This window comes from Bifidobacterium sp. LH_417, from assembly GCF_056357035.1.
Genome location: NZ_JBKEVI010000001.1, coordinates 75,693 through 93,900 on the forward strand (window position 1 = coordinate 75,693; position 18,208 = coordinate 93,900).

Consider the following 18,208-nt stretch of genomic DNA (forward strand, 5'->3'; position numbering starts at 1 on the left):
CCGGATGCGAGGGAGCGCCGTGGCACAGGGCGAGCGGGCATCGGCTGGGACGGACGCGACACGGGACACGCCGTGGTCGCATTGGCGCAGGCTGTCCGTCAGCCTGCCGATCTTCATCATCCTGATCGGTCTGCTCGTCTCCGTGTCGAACCTCACCACCGTGCCGTGGGACAACGAGCCGACCGGACGCACCATCGCGACACTCACCGACGACACCGCCGTCACGTTCGACACGATGTCGGGCGCGTCGCGCGCCGCCGCGGCGGACGGCGCGACGCCTGACAGCGAAGGCACATACAAGGTGAAGGAGTCCGCGGTCTCCATCACCGTGCGCCGCGACGGCACGCAGGTCGGCGGCGCACGCGAGGAGAAGGTCGACGCCGCCGCCGACTCGACGTGGCGCGTGCACGGCGAAGGCGCCGATGAGACGCAGGACATCACCGTGCTCATCCGCGAGCCGGTCGGCGCGACAGGACGCCGTCCTGGCATCGTGTTCATGCACGGCGCCGGCTTCGGCACCGCGTACAACTCGTTCGGCGACATGGCCACGTCGCTCGCCTCGGCCGGTTTCGTCACCGCCGTCATCGACAAACCCGTCTGGTCCACGTCCGATGTGACGCGCGACTATCCGGCCTCCGCGCGCGTCTACGACGCCGCGATCAGTCTGCTGCGCGCGCGCAGTGACGTGGACGCGGCGAAGGTGGGCATCTACGCGACCAGCGAGTCTACGTGGATCTCGCAGTACCTGCTCGCCGACGATCCGGACGTCGCGTTCCAGATACTCCTCTCGCCGATGGTGTTCACACCGCGCCGCTCGCTCGGCTTCTTCGTCTCCCAGGATTTCGCGCTCGTCGGTGCGAACGACGGCTACCAGTCGATCGTGCGCCGCGTGTTCAACGCGGACACGGCGCTGTTCGGATTGGACAACTTCGATCTCGACCTGCCCGAATCGTCCGCCTACGCGATTCCCACGCTCATCGCCTATGGGTCGAAGGACGTGATGACCGCGCAGGTCGACGGCGTCACGCATATGCTCGCCCTCGCGCACAAGGCCGGCAACAAGGACGTGACGGTACGCAGCTATCCGGTCGCCAACCATGTGCTGCGGCTCGGTGACGAGGCCCAGACCGGCACGAAATTCGCCGACGCCTACGTCGACGACGTGATCGCCTGGGCGTCCGGTACGGCGGCCGGGCTCACACAGACCTCGGAGCGCGTCGCCGGCGACACGATCTACCAGTCGATCGCCGTGCCCGACGATCTCGCGCCGCGACGCTCGCTCACCGTCTACGGGGTGGTGCTGCACGCGGGCATGGTGTTGCTTCTCGCCGCGACGCTCGTGGCGTGGCTCGTCGCTTTGGGACGGAGCATCGCGTTCCGCCTGCGGCGACGCAACCGGGGCGTGCGCTATCCGGGGCTCGGATTCCGGCACGGCTTCGGCAACGCGCTCATCACGCTGACCATCACCACGATGGCGACGCTCCTGCTGTTCGCCGCAGGACTCGGCCAGGTGGTCATGGCCGTGGTGAAACTCGCTTGGGGTGCCGCGCCCGACGAGGAGCCGGGCATGATCTGGTGGAGCTGGCCGGTCATCGAAATCGTGTGCACGCTCGTCGTATGGGCGTGGTCGCGTGTGTTCGCCCGGCTCATCGAAGTCGCCTCCCGGCGCGGCGTGCTGCGCTGGCCTCCCCGGCGCGACGCCATCCACGGCATCGTGACCGGACGCGAACCGGTGCTCGCCGACACGCGGTTCGGACGCGTCCTGTTCTGGCTCACCGCCACCGCCATGCTCCACGTGCTGTTCTTCTTCGCCTTCTGGGGCCTGTTCGTCTACTGACGTCGAAGGGACTGGAAACCATGCCGCTCTACCGTGACGAAGGCGTGGTGCTGCGCACCGCGAAACTCGGCGAGGCCGACCGCATCATCACCCTGCTCACCCGCGGGCACGGCAAGATACGCGCCGTCGCCAAAGGAGTACGCCGTACCAAATCGCGCTTCGGCGCGCGACTCGAACCGTTCATGCGCGCCGATCTGCTCATCGCGCAGGGGCGCTCGCTTGACGTCGTCTCCCAAGCCGAATCCGTCGCCGCCTACGCCGAACCGATCTGCGCCGACTACGATGCGTACGCGGCAGCCAACGTGATCGTCGAAACCGCCGATAAGATCGTCGGCGCGGAGGAGGAGCGCGTGGCCGGGCAGTACCGGTTGCTCATCGGCGCGTTGAACGCGCTCGCCAAGCATGCGCACGCCTCCGACCACATTGCCGCCTCCTATGTGCTGCGCGCGCTTTCGCTCGCCGGATGGTCGCCGCGTCTGCACGCGTGCGTCGTGTGCGGACAGCGACGTTTCACGGATGGTTTCACGGGTGGTTTTGAGGCGGGAGTCCAAGCGCCGCAACGTTTCACGGATGGTTTCACGGAAGGCGCCGTGGGCGGTTCCATAGGCGGTGCCATGGAAGGCGCGTACCTGTCCGTCCCGGCCGGCGGCCTCATGTGCGCGAAGGACCACACGCCCGAGGCGAGGCGCGTCACGCCGCTCGCGCTCGCCCAGCTCGAGGCGCTGGTCGACGGCGACTGGACGGAGCTCGACGGTCGTGAGCTCCTGCCCGAGACGACGCGTCTCGTGGAGGATTGGGCCGAGTACTATCTCGAACGCCCGCTACGTTCCATGCGACTGCTAGATTGACAGACATGGCTTTCGAAAACGTGGACTACACGTCGCTGAACATCCCGGCGGCCCCCTTCTCCGATCCCTCGCGCATCCCCGACTTCCCCAAGGGCAAGGTGCCCCGCCACGTGGGCGTCATCATGGACGGCAACGGGCGGTGGGCCAAGGAGCGCGGCATGATTCGCACCAACGGCCACCAGGCCGCCGAGCCGGTCGTGTTCGACACCATCGCCGGCGCCATCGAGGCGGGCGTGCGTTATCTGTCGCTGTACACGTTCTCTACCGAGAACTGGAAGCGCAGCCCGCAGGAGGTGCGCTTCCTCATGGGCTTCTCGCGTGAGATCATCCACCGCCGCGTCGCGCAGATGGACGAGTGGGGCGTGCGCGTGCGCTGGTCCGGCCGCCGCCCGAAGCTGTGGAAGTCCGTCATCGACGAGCTTGAGGTCGCGCAGGAGCGCACGAAGCACAACAAGGTCATCGACGTGGTGTTCTGCATCAACTACGGCGGCCGCGCCGAGATCGCCGACGCCTGCGCCGCCATCGCGAAGGACGTGCGCGACGGGAAGATCAGCGGCGACCGCGTCACCGAGAAGATGATCGCCGACCACCTGTACCTGCCCGACGTGCCCGACTGCGATCTGGTGATCCGCACGTCCGGCGAGCAGCGCACCTCGAACTTCCTGCCCTGGCAGGCCGCCTACGCGGAGCTCGACTTCGTGCCCGAACTGTTCCCCGACTGCGGCCGCGAGGTCCTGTGGCGCTCCATCGACCACTACATCCACCGCGACCGCCGATTCGGAGGCGTGAAGAAGTGACCGGACACGTCCTCTAGGCGCATCGCTCGCGTTCTGGGTGAGTATCCATGGAAACGGGGGACGGAATCCTGCGATTCCGCCCCCCGTTCTTCGTTCTGTCGTGTCTGGTGAAGGCGTCGAATCTATCGAGGGGACGGCTGCACTGCGCACAGCATGGCGAGCCGGTCGGTGAACCTGTTGACGAACCGGGCCGCATCCACATCGAGGGCGACGTGGACGCGCGGGGCGCCGGGATTCACGAGACCGGCCGGATCTCCGGTGGTGCGGCCGCGCACGCCGGTGGCATCGCCGGTCGCGGTCTCGGCGCGCAGAGCGACGCCGAATGTGGAGACCAGCGTCGGGTCGAGGGCGACCGCCGCCGCCAGCGGGTCATGCAGCGGCATGCCGCCGGCGAAAATCGTCGGATCGGCGGCGAGATTCGCCGCGATGGAGAAATCCGCGAGATCCGCGAAGAACCGGCCGCGCTTGGTGTCGGTCGCACGCCAGATGTCGGCGGCCGATTGCGGCAGCAGGCACCGGTGGGTCACGTCGAGGCCGATCATCGTCACGTCCGCGCCCGAGTGGAACACGCGGTCCGCGGCCTCCGGATCCTGGATGACGTTCGTCTCGGCGACCGCATCCCAGCAGTTGCCCGGCTGGGTGAGCGAGCCGCCCATCATCACGAGACGGAGCATGCGTGCGATGTCCGGAGCGCGTGTGATCGCCGCATCCACGTCCGTGAGCGGACCGGTGGCGAGCACCGTCACATCGCGCCCGTACGCGCGCACCTCGTCGATCAGGAACCCGACCCCGTCCCGCTCCTCGTATGCGTTCCCGCTCCCGCTGGCGGTGTTCCTGCAGGTCGTCCCGTAGCGGTGTTCGTCGTGCGTGTCGTGCGGGGGAGTGCGGGTCCCAGACTTCCCGCCCCCGCTGGCGGGGGCTGTCGGCACCGCCGACTGGGGGTGGTCTCGGCCGGCACTCCAACCGCCTGCGGGATTCGCATGAGGATCATCCGCGCGATACCCGCCGACGGACACGACGACGCCACCCGGCACGGGCGTCACACGGGAGGCGCCATCCGATTCCGCACTGCCGACCATCCCGCCGACCGTTCCGCCCAATCCGTCCGGCCCGTGGAATTGCGCGCAACCCGCGTCGGGGATGAACGCGTCGGCCCACGAGGGGTGCGTGGACGCGCGGAACACGGGGATGTCCGGTCGTCCGAACAGGTCAAGCACGATGCGCGTGTTGCGTTCGGCAGTCGCCGCGTCCACGTTCCCGTAGCCGGCGAGCACGCCGACGAGCTCGCATTCGTCAGGCGAGGCGAGCAGGTACGCGAGCGCCATCGCATCGTCGACGCCGGTGTCCACGCAGGCGACGATGCGGGTGCGCGCGTGGATGGGCAGTGGCATGGACGTCGTGATCATATCGGTCTCCTATAACGAAAAACCGGCATGGAACGATTCCATGCCGGCGGCTTGCGGACCCGGCCCCCGGAGGGGCCGGCGGGGTGTCACTTGCCGAGGAATTCGTTGGTGGCGAAGTCCTTCGTGTTCGGTGCCTCGTGGATCACCTTGTCGTGGGAATCCGTGTAGGCGTCCTCCTGGGCGAGGAAGTCGAAGTACTTCTGCGGCTCGACGAAGTCGTTGGTGCCGAGCACGAACGAGCCGTCCTTGATCTTGGCCGGGTCGCCCCAGTACTGGCCGTCGACGATGGTCTGCATGCTCTTGCGCACGAACTTCTTTTCGAGGTTCGCGTCCGGAGCCTCCTTGACGAGGATGTCCGCCGCGTCGTCCGGATGCGAGTACGCGTACTCGTAGCCCTGCTGCGTGGCCTGCGTGAACTTCTTGACGAGGTCCGGGTTCTCCTTGATGGTCTTGTCGCTGGTGATCACGCCGATCGCGTCCGCGTTGCCGGGCACGCCGTAGTCGGGCTCGGTGAAGCAGTTGAGCTTCGGGCCGTACATGTCGGCCTGCACGCCCTCCCAGGTGGCGTAGAAGCCGCCGAAGTCGGCCTTGCCGGATTCGAGCGTCTTGAACGTGGAGGTGCCGACGGTGACCTTGTCGAATTCGCCCTTGCCGCCGTCGGTCTGGATCATGCGGCGCACCACGGCGTCGGACTCGTTGGAGCCGAACGTGGCGAACGTCTTGCCGTCCAGGTCCTTCGGGGACTTGATGGCGGTGTTCGAGGCGAGCGCGCACCAGATGGCGCTCGGCTTCTGCTGGACCTGCAGCACCTGCTTGAGGTGCGCGCCCTTGAGGTTGTACATGCCCACGTTGGTGAGGTTGGACAGCGCGAAGTCGGCGTTGCCGTTGTTCACGGCCTGTTCGGCGCCGGCCTGCGCGACGGCCACGATGTCCACGTCGAGGCCCTTGTCCTTGAACCAACCCTTGTTCTTGGCCACATAGACGCCGATGTGGTTCGTGTCCGGCGCCCAGGACAGCATGAACGTGACCTTCTTGAGGCCGTCCGTGGAGGAGGAGTCGTTGCTCTGGCCGCACGCGGCGACGCCGATCGTCATGGCGATCGCGCCCACGAGGGCGATGGCCTTGGCTGCAAGGCTATGCTTCATGATGAATCCCTAGTTCGTTGTCTCTCAACCGTTCTCTGGGTGTCGCTCCGGGCGGACGATCGGCAGAGAACGGCGTGGAGGGCCTGACAGTCCGCCCGACCGGCGCCCCGGCAGTCCCTCCCATATGAAGCGAAAGGGGAGAGGGACGCCGTTTGCCACACGCCGGACAAGCGCCTGCCATTATAAGGCCAAGGGGCTACCGGCGTCGGGAGGAACGACCCCTTCGCGACTGCCGGCTATTCTGTTGAGTATGACCGAGACCATCGCGCAGATTCGCAATACTGCTGCGGCGTCGCTTTCGCCGGCGCAGCAACAGCAATGGGAGCAGTTTCTGACGCCCATGCCCGTTGCGGAGCAGGCGGTAAGTCTATTCACGTCGACCAGTCAACCGGTGCGGATTCTCGATCTGGGTTCCGGCTCGGGCATTCTGAGTGCGGTGACGGCCCGGCAGGCGGCGCGTGGCAGCAGCGTCGTCGCCATCGAACAGGATGCCGATCTCGCGCGGGCTTCCGAGATTTCGCTGCGCCAGGTATGTGATGACGTCGAGGTGCTTAACGAGTCGGTGTTCGATGTGTTGCTTGATGCACGATTCGACCGGGTGATTCTGAATCCGCCGTACAAGAAGATCAGCCCGACCGTGATCGCCACGAGCAGCGGTGGCGTGAAGGTCACGAACCTCTACACGGCGTTTCTGGTGACTGCGATTCAGGCTTTGGCCGAGGGAGGCGAATGCGTGGCCATCATCCCGCGTTCATGGATGAATGGCGATTACTTCAAGGATTTTCGCAAATGGATGTTGAACGAGTGCAGTCTTGACACGATGGCCGTCTATGGGTCCCGTCAGGAGCATTTCAGGGATATGAACATCCTGCAGGAGATCATGCTGGTGAAGGTGTCCAGGCGTTCTCAGGCCAAGAAGGTCGCGGTGTACGCCGATGCCGAACCGGCTGAGCCGTTGGAGCGTCAGCGGCATGAGTCGGTGGCGTTCAAGGCGTTACTGATGGGGCGTGACCGCATTGTGCGTATCCGGCAGCAGGATCCGCGTTTGTCCGGGTTCAGGACGATGGCCGACCAAGGACTGTGGGTGTCCACCGGAAAGCTGGTATGGTTCCGTAACCGCGATGTGCTGTCGGAAGTCGAGGTGCCGGGCGGACATCCGCTGTACTGGTCGGACAATCAACGCGGCATGATGACGGTGCACCCGGTCGAATGTGACCGGGAGCAGTGGGTGATTGGCGAAGCCGATGCTCGTAATGTCGTACTTCCGGCTGGTAGCTATTGTCTGGTGAACCGTTTTTCCGCCAAGGAACAGCGTCGCCGTATTGCCGCATCGTATCTATGCAGTGATGTCGGATTTGTGGCCGACAACAAGCTGAACTATGTGCATCAGGGAACGTCACGCCGGACCGTGCCGTTGGATGACCGGGTCGCACGCGGTCTGACATTGTGGCTGTCGTCGTCGATCGTCGATGAATGGTATCGGCAGGTGTCCGGCAGCACGCAGGTCAATGCGACGGATTTGCGTCAGATGCCGTGCCCGTCAAAGGAACAACTGGCCGCGTTGGCTGATGATCTGCCTCTTGACGATGGCGTGAGCCAGGAACGCATTGACGGGGCGATTGGAAGGTTGTTTTCATGGGTGCAGGCGAGCTGATTCACGAAGCGCTTGAAGTGCTGCGCGATTTCGAGGTCGGCAAAGACCAGCTGAACGAGCGTAGCGCGATGACCCTGCTGTCCTTATTGCAGCTCAAAGACGGGGATTCGTGGGAGCAGGCCACGAATCCGATGCTCGGTACCCGGGCGATCATGGACTGGATTCGCGACCATTTCGGAGTGGAATACAAGCCCAATACGCGGGAGACGATTCGACGGTTCACGCTGCACCAGTTCGTCATGGCTGGAATCGTCGAAGAGAACGCCGACCGGCCTGATCGTCCGATCAACTCGCCGAAATGGAACTACCGTGTGACCGATACCGCGCTTGAGGTGTTCCGCACGTATGGGGCGAAGCATTTCGACTCGGAGCTGGAACGGTTTCTGCTTGAGCATGTCTCATACGCCTCGTTGAGTGAGGAACGACGCAATATGCCGAAGACCCCGGTGACGTTGCCATCCGGTATGTCTCTTGAGCTGTCTCCCGGCGGTCAGTCGGTGTTGATCAAAGCGATGGTCGAGGAAATGCTGCCGCGATTCGCACCCGGCTGTCGAATCATCTATATCGATGACACCGACCATAAGCATGGCGTCATCGATGCCGGCCTCATGGACGAGCTCGGTATCGGCCTGAAGGCCCGCGAGAAAGCTCCCGACGTGATTGCGTGGGATGCGGAGCGTGGTTGGCTGTTCCTCATGGAAGCCGCCAGCACGCATGGGCCGGTCGATGTGACCCGTAAGGCCGAGCTGCATGACCTGTTCGCCGATCAGTGGGATAAGGTCGTGCTTGTGTCCTGTTTCCCCGACCGTAGGACGATGCAGAAGTACCTTGCGCTACTTGCATGGGAGACGGAGGCGTGGTGCGCGGATACGCCGGACCATATGATGCACTTCAACGGTTCGCGCTTCATGGGACCCTACGGCGACTAAGCAGCCGTCCCCCTCTCACTGGTCGGCGTCCGGGTCGGCGTCGTCACCGACGGGGCCGAGCAGCAGGCGCTCGCTGATGTTCACGGCGATGAGCAGCAGGCATGTCATCGCGATGATGGTGAACGTGGCGGAGAAGATGAGCGGCGTGCGGAACGAGTTGTACGCGGCCTGCAGCCAGATGCCGAGGCCTTTGCGCGCGCCTAGGTATTCGGCGGTGGAGGCGGTGGCGAAGATGTACGCGCCGGTCACGCGCACGCCGCCGTAGATCTGACGGGCCGCGACCCGGAGCTTGACATGCCACAGCGTCCACCAACGGGTCGCTCCGCAGGTCAAGGCCACGTCCGAATAGAACTCGGGCACCGCTTCGAGTCCGCGCACGGTCTGTACGGCCACCGGGAACAGGCCGAACACGGCGGTGATGACGATCTTGCCGGAGGTCTCGAAGCCGAACCAGATGAGGAACAGCGGGGCGATGGAGATGAGCGGCATGGTCTGCGCGGCGGCGAGCAGCGGATAGAACGCCGCGTTGAACACGCGCGAGCAGTATAGTCCGATGCCGACGAGCACGCCCAGCAGCACGGCGAACAGGAATCCGACGACGCCTTCGTAGGTGGTCACGGCGGCCGCCGGCCCGAGCGTCGGCCACACCTCGATCGTCGCCTGGAGGATCTCGCTTGGCGCGGGGATCATCGTGGAGGGCACATGGCCGATGCGCACCCAGGCCTCCCAGATGCCGAACAGCGCGACCACGGCGACGATCGTGGGGATGCGGCGGGCGACGTGTGCGATGACGCGTGACCATGCCGTCGGTTCGTTCGGTTCGTTCGGCGTGATCGACATGCTCGCCGTGGTGGTGGTCGCGGATGATGCGGTCGCGGATGTGCGCGTCGTTTCGGACATGTTGGTCACCTTGTTTCCCTTTCGCGGCCGGGGCGTTGCGCGGTAAGGTGAGGAGCCCGCGCGCCGGACGGCCGTAACGTTGCGTGCGCGTGCCGCGGTGGCACGCCGCATCACAGTATAGGACGCATGGGGGCCGCGTGCGCGCTGCTCCGAGGATGGCGGCAATGGCGCGGATATGCTAGAATTCTGCTACGTAGGAATGTTTGCGTAAACATTTCTACTGACGCCGGGTGAAGGAGCCGACGTCGACGCCGTGGATGGCGAGTGGACAACGTGCGACGAAGCGATGTCATAGTCAAGGAAACGGCGGAATCCCACAGTAAGGAGCACTATGAAGGTACTGGGAAGGTCGCTTGCCGCATTGGTCGCGGCGGCGACGCTCACGACGGGAGGCGCGTTCGCGACCGCCGGCACGGCGATTGCCGCCGATGGCAACGCCAACACCGTCACCGTCACCCCGAACCCGTGGTATGCCAACGAGTTCGACGGGTGGGGCACCTCGCTCGCCTGGTTCGCGAACGCGACCGGCAACCTCGGCGAGGAATCGTCCATCACCACCAACCTCGGCGACGAGGCGTCCAAGCAGAAGGCCGTCGCATACGGCAAGCAGCTGCGCGAGCAGTTCTACCAGTCCATCTTCGGCTCGGACGGCCTCGACCTCAACATGGCCCGCTACAACGTGGGCGGCGGCAACGCCTCCGACGTGGCGTACGGCTACCCGTTCATGCGCCAGGGCGCCGCCGTGCCCGGCACGTGGAAGGACGACGCCGACGGCTCCAAGAACGTCTACGGCGGCGTCACCACCAAGCAGGCCGACAAGGACAAGCTCGCCGCCGCGTTCGACCCGACCGACGACAGCCAGTACGATTTCAGCAAGTCCGCGGCCCAGGACTGGTGGATCAAGCGCGGCGCCGAAGGCACGAACGGCAAGGCCGACATCACCGACATCGAGGCGTTCGCCAACTCCGCCCCGTGGTTCCTCACCAACAGCGGCTACGCGACCGGCGGATACAACTCCGGCTCGAACAACCTCAAGGACCCGGAGAAGTTCGCCCAGTACATGGCCAAGAACGTCGAGCATCTGGAAAGCCTCGGCGCGAACGTGAACGTCGACACCGTCGAGCCGTTCAACGAGTCCGAGACCAGCTACTGGGGCACCCCGTCCCAGAAGGCCTCCGACTACGACGGCAAGGGCGACTCCAACGAGAACCTCATCAACAACTACTGGAGCAAGTACTACTCCGACAAGGACAAGACCGTCACGCCGTACTCCAACGCGCTGAAGAAGCCGCAGGAGGGCATGCACGTCAACAACGCCGAGCAGCAGGCCACCATCAAGGCCCTGTCCAAGGCGCTCAAGGGCAACGCGGACACGATCATCTCCGCCACCGACGCCACCAACTCCGCCGACTTCGTCAAGTCCTACAACGACTACCCGCAGGAGGTCAAGGACCTCGTCGGCCAGTACAACGTGCACGCCTACTCCACCGGCAGCCAGATGCTCGCCCGCGACATCGCGCAGGCCGACGGCAAGAAGCTCTCGATGAGCGAGGTGGACGGCTCCTGGCAGTCCGGCTCGTACAACCCGTACGGCTTCGACAACGCGCTCGGCATGATGAGCTACATCAGCTCCAACGTGCCCCGCCTGCAGTCCAAGGACTTCACGTTCTGGCAGGTCGTCGAGGACCTCTACAACATGCAGATGGGTTCGAACGTCAACCCGGCCGGCGAGAACACCAACTGGGGCACCGTGCTCATCGACTTCGACTGCACCGTGGCCGGCAAGGACGGCAAGCTGTACTCGGAGCGCCGCGTCAACAACAACGGCGGCACGACCGACGGCCTCGCCCCGTGCACCGTCATCGCGAACGCGAAGTACAACGGCGTCAAGGCCATCACCCGCTTCATCCACGCCGGCGACAAGGTCATCGCCAACAACGACACCGACAACACGATGACCGCCACCTCCGCCGACGGCGCGACCCAGACGATCGTGCACCGCAACTCCGGCACCAACGCCCAGACGTTCGTCATCGACCTGTCCAAGTACGGCCAGATCGCCGACGACGCGTCCGGCGACCTCTACCTGACGACCGAGACCGCCCAGTCCGACAAGGACAAGGGCGTCGACTCCGCCACCCCCGAGGTGTTCGCCAAGACCAGCAACGTCAAGCAGGCCGCGGGCTCCGTCGTGATCGACAAGGCCGCGAAGACCGCCACCGTGACGGTCCCCGCCCGCTCGATCGCCTCCATCCAGTTGAAGGGCGTCACCGGCCACTCCGACTCTGCCGTCGCCGCCGCGACCGGCCGCACGTACCAGCTCGTCGGCAAGCAGTCCGGCAAGGCCGTCGCCGAGGTCGCCAAGGACGACTCCGCGCTCTCCCTCGCCGACGTGGCCTCCACCGCCGCCGACGCGAAGAAGCAGACCTGGACGTTCACCCAGATCGACCAGTCCGGCACCGAGCGCCCCGACCTCAAGGCGTACGTGATCACCGACGCCGACGGCAAGGTGCTCGTCTCCAAGGACGGCACCAACGCCCTGTCCGATGAATCCGTCGAACAGGCGAAGTCCGATCCGGCCGCCAAGTGGATCCTCAACACCGGTGACGGCTCCGGCTACCAGCTGCTCAACGCCGCCGCCAAGCAGAACCTCGACGTGAACGGCTCGGGCACCGCCGCCGGCACGAAGGTCGGCCTGTGGACCTCCTCCACCGCGAACACGCCCGCGAACAACCAGACGTGGACGCTGCGCGACGTCACTCCGACCGGCGCCAAGGCCGTGAACGTGCAGACCGCCGTGAACGCGGCCGCCGCGCTGCCGAAGACCGTCACCCTCTACTACACGTGGGGCGAGGGCAAGGCCGACGTCACCGCCGCCGGCTGGGACGTCTCCAAGGTGGACGTCGCCAAGGAAGGCACCTATGAGGCGACCGCCGTCGCCAAGGACGTCTACGGCAACGAGTTCCCGGTCACCGCGACCGTGACCGTCGGCGCGTTCACCGCGACCGACCCGGCGTCCGTCACCGTCGCCGCCGGCTCCACCGCCGACGACGTCAAGGCCGCCGCCCCCGCCACCGTCGACGCGCATGTGCGCGCCTCCGGGGCGTTCGCGCGCGACGTGACGTGGGATTGGTCCGCTCTTTCCGATGACAAGCTCGCCTCGACCGGCACCGTGACTGTCAAGGGCACGGTCGACGACGGCAGCGGCACCGGCGCGACCATCCCCGCCACGCTCACCGTGTACGTGACCAAGGGCGAGACCGTCAACGGCGAGAACCTCGCCAAGACGTTCTGCGCCAACGCGCAGGCCTCCTATACGGAAGGCTCGAACGTCATCGGCAACACCTGCGACGGCGCGACCGACGGCAAGGCGTGGTCCGACTGGAAGAGCGGCGGCGCCGGCGTGGACCCGTGGGTGAGCTACACGTTCGACAAGGCGCGCACGCTCCACTCGCTCGACTTCGTCTCGTTCGGCGAAGCCACCCCGAAGTCGTTCGCCGTGCAGGTCCTCGACGCGGACGGCACGACCTGGAAGGATTCCGGCGTCACCGCCGAAACCGGCCCGCGCATCAACCAGGGCGACGTGACCACCGTCTCGCTCGACAAGCTGCCCGCCACCAGGGGCGTGCGCCTGAAGCTCACCTACGCGGACAACGCGAACTACTACGCGAAGATCTCCGAGGTGCGCATCTACGAGGCGAAGCAGGTCGCGGCCCCCGCCGCCGACGCGACGCTCGGCGACCTGCGTCTCGACGGCGCGACCGTCAGCGGCTTCGACCCGGCCACGACCGACTACACGGTCGCGCTGCCGATCGACGCCGAAGCGAACCCGGTCCTGCAGGCCTACGCCAAGGACAACGCGGCCACCGTCAAGGTGACCGGCGACGCGGTCAAGACCGGCGCGCTCGGCGGCAAGGCCGAGATCGCCGTGACCTCCGCCGACGGCTCGAAGACGACCACCTACACGGTCACGTTCGACGCGGCCACGCTCGCCTCGCTCGACGTGACCGCCCCGACGAAGACCGAGTACACGGTCGGCGACAAGCTCGACCTCGCCGGACTCAAGGTCGCCGCCGTCTACCAGCGCGACGGCAAGACGGAACGCAAGGCGCTCGCCGACGGCGAGTACACCGTCTCCGGCTTCGATTCCGCCACCGCCGGCGAGAAGACCGTCACCGTCTCCTACCGCGGCGTGTCCGCCACGTTCACGGTGACCGTGAAGGCCGCGTCCGTCACGCCCGGTCCGGAGCAGCAGCCCGCGCCGGGCAACGGCGCGGCCGGCGGCAACGGCCAGACGACGGCCAAGCCGAACAAGGGACTGTCCGCGACCGGCTCCTCGGTGGCCGGCGTGGTCGGCGTCGTCGCGCTGCTCGTCGCGGCGGCCGGCGTGCTGGTCATCACGCGCAGGCGCCGGCAGTAGCCGGTAGCCCGGCCGCCGGTCCGCCGGCGGCATGATGATCGAGGCCGCCGCTCCGATTGCGTTCGGGGCGGCGGCCTTCACCAAAGAAGGAAACAGAAGGAAATTCAAGGAGGAATACATGCAACGAGGAACACGGTTCATCGGTGCGATAGCGGCGGCGACGCTGCTGTGCACGTCGATGACGATTCCCGCCAACGCCGAGGAGGGCACGGACGCATCCACGCCGTCCACCGGCGACCTGTCCAGCCTGATCGGCGGCGACGCGGCGAAGTCCGCGCAATCCACGACGGACGCCGACGGCGCGCAGGACGGCACGCAACAGGCGAAGAAGGCGCTCGACGCGTCGGCCGACATCGCCGACAAACTGGCGACGGACGGAATCGCCAAGAGCGACGCGACCGACGCGACGGACGGCGGCGACGCGGCCGCGCCCACGGCGCAGGCCGACGCGCCGACGACGGACAAGACCACGCTGAAGACGTTGCTCGGCAAGACCACCGAAAAGGATCTGAAGCCGCTCGCCTCCGGCTACCGTTCGGACGACTCCGGAACCGCCCCCTACGACACGTGGAAGGCGAACCCGGACGACCTCAAGGCGCTGAACGAGGCGCGCGACGCCGCGCAGAATGTCGTCGACGACGCGAACGCCACCGCCGACGACGTGACCAAGGCCGCCGACACGTTGCAGACGGCGTTCAAGGCCGTCCGCTTCATCTACCACTACACGGGCATCACCGGCACCAACGGCGCCCGCATGTTCGACGATAAGGGCGACCTGATCCAGGCGCACGGCGCCGGCATCGTCAAGGCGAAGACCTCGACGCTCGCCAAGGAGGACCAGAAGCTCGACGCCAACGGCGACGGCTACGTGTACATCTGGTGCGGCGAGGACAAGACCGACCGTCTCGTCGCCCACGGCGTGCGCATCTACTACTCCGACGACCTGCTCAACTGGACGGACAAGGGGCTCGGCTTCCAGACCTACCTCGGCGACGCCGACCTCAAGAACAAGCTCGCCGGCGGCGACGAGGTGTACCAGAAGTACTACAACGTCGAGAACATCGCCAAGGACCCCGACTACACGAACATCTACGGCAAGGACTTCAGTACCTTCGCGAACGACGCCTCCAACTACAACATCTCCAGCCCGCAGGAGGCCCTCGACAAGCTGCTGTGGGACCTGAAGGCGCTCTACGGCGACGGTTCCAACCCGACGAAGACCAGCTGCGTGTTCGAGCGTCCGAAGATGGCGTACAACGCCTCCACCAAGCGTTGGGTGATCTGGTTCCACGCCGACGGACCCAAGTACGGCAACGAGGACACCGCCACCTACTCGAAGGCCAAGGCGGGCGTGGCCGTGAGCACCACGGACGACCCGGCCGGACCGTACAAGTACCTCGGCTCGTTCCGCATGAGCCCCGGCTCCAACACGTCGAACCCGGGCATGGCCCGCGACATGAACCTGTACATCGACGAAGGCAAGGACGAGAACGGCGACGGCGTCGACGACGCGTACCTGATCTACGCGAGCAACGAGAACCGCGACCTGACCATCTCCCTGCTCGACTCGACGTACACCAAGCTCGCCAAGCCCGTGTCCGAACAGAAGAAGGGCACCTCCGTCAAGGACGGCGACACGTATAACATCATCGCCACCAACTCGAAGGAGTCGCCCGCCCCCGTGAAGTGGAAGGGCCACTACTACTTCATCTACTCGCACACCACCGGCTGGGCGCCGAACGAGAACGAGTACACGAAGAGCGAGGGCGACAACATCATGGGCCCCTACCATGAGATCGGCACCCCGTTCGTGGACGGCGACGGCTACGAGCAGAGCCACACCAACTCGTTCTACACGCAGTCCAGCTCCATCATCCCCGTGGACGCCGCCAAGGGCCTGTTCATCTACTGGGGCGACCGCTGGTACAACCCGGACACGGGCAACGACATCAGCCAGTCGCGCTACGTGATGACGCCGATGCAGATGGTCAACGGCACGATGCGCGTGCTGCCCGCCGCCGACTGGACGCTCGACGAGCTGAACAAGTACGAGGCCGTCGACGTGGTCACCAAGCTGCCGGCCACCGCCACCTCGGTCAGCGGTCTGCTCAAGGCGCTGCCGGACAAGCTGGAGATCCGGCGCGGCGGCGAGACCGGCACAGTCACCACGCCCGTCACATGGGACACGTACTTCGGCGAGGACCAGCCCGCCGGCGAGGTCACCATCACCGGCAAGCTGCCCGAGCTCAACGACATCGAGGTGTCCGTCACCGCGACCATCTACCCGAAGAACACGTACCTGTACATCGACGCCGGTTCGGACCCGGACAACGAGTCCGACTACTTCACGGCGCTGAAGTCCGCGTCCGAGGGCATCGCCTCCCGTCAGAAGCATAGCGACCAGGCCTATGACGCCGCCTCCGGCTGGGGACGTGTGAGCACGCTCGGCGCCGACGGCGACGCGCAGGTCTACGGCACCGACAGCAACGACCCGTACGAGACCGGCCTCTACGCCAACAAGGGCAAGTCCATCGTCTACCAGGCCGACCTCGAGCCCGGCGTGTACACCGTGCAGGCCGGCATGAAGGACTGGTGGGCGCAGTGGAACGACCGCACCGTCAAGTTCTCCGTCACCGACGGCGACACCGAGCTCGGCTCCGCGTCGGTGAACCTCAAGGACGGCCAGAAGGCCACGTCCGCGATCACGTTCACCCTCGACAAGGCCGCGTCGATCCGCTTCACCGCCTCCAACGCCGGCACCGCCCTCGACCCGATGCTCAGCTGGATCAGCGTGTCCAAGGCCGACGCCGACGACGTCCAATCCGTCAAGACGGTCGACGGCACCGTCGCCTTCCTCGACGGCACGACGCCGCAGCTGCCCAAGCAGGTGACGGTCGTCACCGTGGGCGGCAAGGAGGAGCAACGTGACGTCACGTGGCAGACCTCCGGTACCGCCACCAAGGCGAAGTACTACGCGCCGACCACGGTGCGCGGCGTCGTCGACGGCACGACGCTGCCCGCCACCGCCACCGTGCAGCGCGTCGAGAAGAACCTCGAGTACTTCGTCGACGTGAACGGCGGCGACTCCTCCGCCACCTACGAGTCGGCGAAGAAGCTCACCGAGGGCGGTCTGACCAACGCGAAGGCCGACCAAGCGTTCGACGAGACCACGGGCTGGGGCAACGCATCCGCCAACTACGGTGCGCAGAACACCGGCGACGCGAACCCATACGTCTCCGGCATCTACGCGGGCGCCGACAACAAGGCCGGTACGTTGAGCTACAAGCTCACGCTCGCGCCCGGCACGCACACCGTCTCCTTCGGCATGCACGACTGGTGGAACCAGACGCGACCGACCTCCGTCACCACCAGCTATGACGGCGTCGTCGCGCAGGAGCTCGCCTACGCGTCCGTGAACAGCGGGAACGTCATCGCCTCCGGCGACGTGACGATTCCGGAAGGCGGCTCCAAGGTCGTCACGTTCACGCTCACGTCCGCGACCGGCACCGGTCCGGTGCTGAGCTGGGTCTCCGCGACCAAGGCCGATGCGACGCCCGAGCCGACGCCCGTCGCCCCCGTCTCCGCCGAAGCCGTGAAGGCGACGGCGAAGGCCGGCGAGACGCCGTCCCTGCCTCAGAGCGTGAAGGTCACGTACTCCGACAAGACCGTCAAGGACGTCAAGGTGACGTGGGATTCCCACGACTGGGCCGGCGAGACCAAGGTCGGCACCGTGACGCTCGGCGGCGACCTCGAAGGCATCGAGCCCACCGTGCTGCGAGCCACCGCCACGGTCACGCTCACCGCCCCGGACGTGCCGCCGACCCCGCTCAACGAGGTCCCGGTCATCTCCGGCGCGACCGACGTGAACCTCACGTACGGATCCCCGTTCGACAAGATGACCGGCGTCACCGCCTCCGACAAGGAGGACGGCGACCTGACCGCGTCGATCGTGGTCGAAGGCGACGTCGACACGACGAAGGCGGGCACGTATACGCTCACCTACTCGGTGTCCGACTCCGCCGGGGCCAAGGCCACGGTGGTGCGCACCGTGACCGTCGCGCCGAAGAAGGCCTCCGATGCCGGCAAGCCGGACACGTCGAAGCCCGTCGCCTCCGACAAGTCGAACGGTGGCCTGACCGCCACCGGCTCCTCGGTGGCCGTCGTGGCCGGCGTCGTGGCGCTGCTCGTCGCCGCGGCCGGCGCGCTGTTCATCACGCGCAGGCGCCGCGCATGAGTCATCGGTCATGACCGATCGCTGACTCGACACGACGA

Annotated in this window: 10 protein-coding genes; 7 read left to right on the plus strand and 3 right to left on the minus strand. The window is 66.1% G+C overall.

Annotated features, from left to right (window positions below; translation table 11 throughout):
• The first annotated feature begins 4 nt into the window (after nucleotides 1–4).
• The 3 genes from AC1AYR_RS00275 to AC1AYR_RS00285 are packed head-to-tail and all read left to right on the plus strand — an operon-like array spanning nucleotide 5 to nucleotide 3,482.
• Complete coding sequence (locus tag AC1AYR_RS00275) at nucleotides 5–1,837, plus strand: alpha/beta hydrolase family protein (RefSeq protein WP_476511133.1); 1,833 nt, start codon at nucleotides 5–7, stop codon at nucleotides 1,835–1,837.
• A 20-nt stretch (nucleotides 1,838–1,857) separates the two neighbouring features.
• Nucleotides 1,858–2,685 (plus strand): DNA repair protein RecO, encoded by an 828-nt coding sequence (gene recO, locus AC1AYR_RS00280; protein WP_476511132.1) that lies wholly within the window; start codon nucleotides 1,858–1,860, stop codon nucleotides 2,683–2,685.
• A gap of 5 nt (nucleotides 2,686–2,690) precedes the next feature.
• Nucleotides 2,691–3,482: an isoprenyl transferase gene (locus AC1AYR_RS00285; protein ID WP_476502596.1), complete on the plus strand. Its 792-nt coding sequence runs from the start codon at nucleotides 2,691–2,693 to the stop codon at nucleotides 3,480–3,482.
• Between the two features lie 122 nt (nucleotides 3,483–3,604).
• Here the strand turns inward: AC1AYR_RS00285 and AC1AYR_RS00290 are convergent, their stop codons facing one another.
• Together AC1AYR_RS00290 and AC1AYR_RS00295 are read right to left on the minus strand one after the other, a co-directional pair.
• Nucleotides 3,605–4,888 (minus strand): nucleoside hydrolase, encoded by a 1,284-nt coding sequence (locus tag AC1AYR_RS00290; RefSeq protein WP_476511131.1) that lies wholly within the window; start codon nucleotides 4,886–4,888, stop codon nucleotides 3,605–3,607.
• A gap of 86 nt (nucleotides 4,889–4,974) precedes the next feature.
• A complete protein-coding gene (locus AC1AYR_RS00295) occupies nucleotides 4,975–6,033 on the minus strand; it encodes an ABC transporter substrate-binding protein (RefSeq protein WP_476511130.1) in 1,059 nt (352 codons plus the stop codon).
• Nucleotides 6,034–6,283: 250 nt separating this feature from the next.
• On the opposite strand from AC1AYR_RS00295, the gene AC1AYR_RS00300 reads away from it, so the two are divergent.
• On the plus strand, nucleotides 6,284–7,687 hold the full coding sequence (locus AC1AYR_RS00300) for an Eco57I restriction-modification methylase domain-containing protein (protein WP_476511129.1): 1,404 nt from the start codon (nucleotides 6,284–6,286) through the stop codon (nucleotides 7,685–7,687).
• A complete protein-coding gene (locus AC1AYR_RS00305; protein ID WP_476511128.1) occupies nucleotides 7,669–8,616 on the plus strand; it encodes a BsuBI/PstI family type II restriction endonuclease in 948 nt (315 codons plus the stop codon). Before AC1AYR_RS00300 ends, AC1AYR_RS00305 begins: the two co-directional genes overlap by 19 nt.
• A gap of 15 nt (nucleotides 8,617–8,631) precedes the next feature.
• On the opposite strand, the gene AC1AYR_RS00310 is transcribed toward AC1AYR_RS00305, so the two are convergent.
• A complete protein-coding gene (locus tag AC1AYR_RS00310; protein WP_476511127.1) occupies nucleotides 8,632–9,516 on the minus strand; it encodes an ABC transporter permease in 885 nt (294 codons plus the stop codon).
• A gap of 331 nt (nucleotides 9,517–9,847) precedes the next feature.
• On the opposite strand from AC1AYR_RS00310, the gene AC1AYR_RS00315 reads away from it, so the two are divergent.
• Together AC1AYR_RS00315 and AC1AYR_RS00320 are read left to right on the plus strand one after the other, a co-directional pair.
• Nucleotides 9,848–13,936, plus strand: a complete 4,089-nt coding sequence (locus AC1AYR_RS00315; protein WP_476511126.1) for a bacterial Ig-like domain-containing protein — start codon at nucleotides 9,848–9,850, stop codon at nucleotides 13,934–13,936.
• Nucleotides 13,937–14,054: 118 nt separating this feature from the next.
• Nucleotides 14,055–18,170: an immunoglobulin-like domain-containing protein gene (locus tag AC1AYR_RS00320; RefSeq protein WP_476511125.1), complete on the plus strand. Its 4,116-nt coding sequence runs from the start codon at nucleotides 14,055–14,057 to the stop codon at nucleotides 18,168–18,170.
• The last annotated feature ends 38 nt before the right edge of the window (nucleotides 18,171–18,208 follow it).

Coding starts and splice junctions, on each gene's coding strand:
- AC1AYR_RS00275 (WP_476511133.1), top strand. CDS start 5: ATGCGAGGGAGCGCCGTGGCACAGGGCGAGCGGGCATCGGCTGGGACG.
- recO (WP_476511132.1), top strand. CDS start 1,858: ATGCCGCTCTACCGTGACGAAGGCGTGGTGCTGCGCACCGCGAAACTC.
- AC1AYR_RS00285 (WP_476502596.1), top strand. CDS start 2,691: ATGGCTTTCGAAAACGTGGACTACACGTCGCTGAACATCCCGGCGGCC.
- AC1AYR_RS00290 (WP_476511131.1), bottom strand. CDS start 4,888: ATGATCACGACGTCCATGCCACTGCCCATCCACGCGCGCACCCGCATC.
- AC1AYR_RS00295 (WP_476511130.1), bottom strand. CDS start 6,033: ATGAAGCATAGCCTTGCAGCCAAGGCCATCGCCCTCGTGGGCGCGATC.
- AC1AYR_RS00300 (WP_476511129.1), top strand. CDS start 6,284: ATGACCGAGACCATCGCGCAGATTCGCAATACTGCTGCGGCGTCGCTT.
- AC1AYR_RS00305 (WP_476511128.1), top strand. CDS start 7,669: ATGGGTGCAGGCGAGCTGATTCACGAAGCGCTTGAAGTGCTGCGCGAT.
- AC1AYR_RS00310 (WP_476511127.1), bottom strand. CDS start 9,516: ATGTCCGAAACGACGCGCACATCCGCGACCGCATCATCCGCGACCACC.
- AC1AYR_RS00315 (WP_476511126.1), top strand. CDS start 9,848: ATGAAGGTACTGGGAAGGTCGCTTGCCGCATTGGTCGCGGCGGCGACG.
- AC1AYR_RS00320 (WP_476511125.1), top strand. CDS start 14,055: ATGCAACGAGGAACACGGTTCATCGGTGCGATAGCGGCGGCGACGCTG.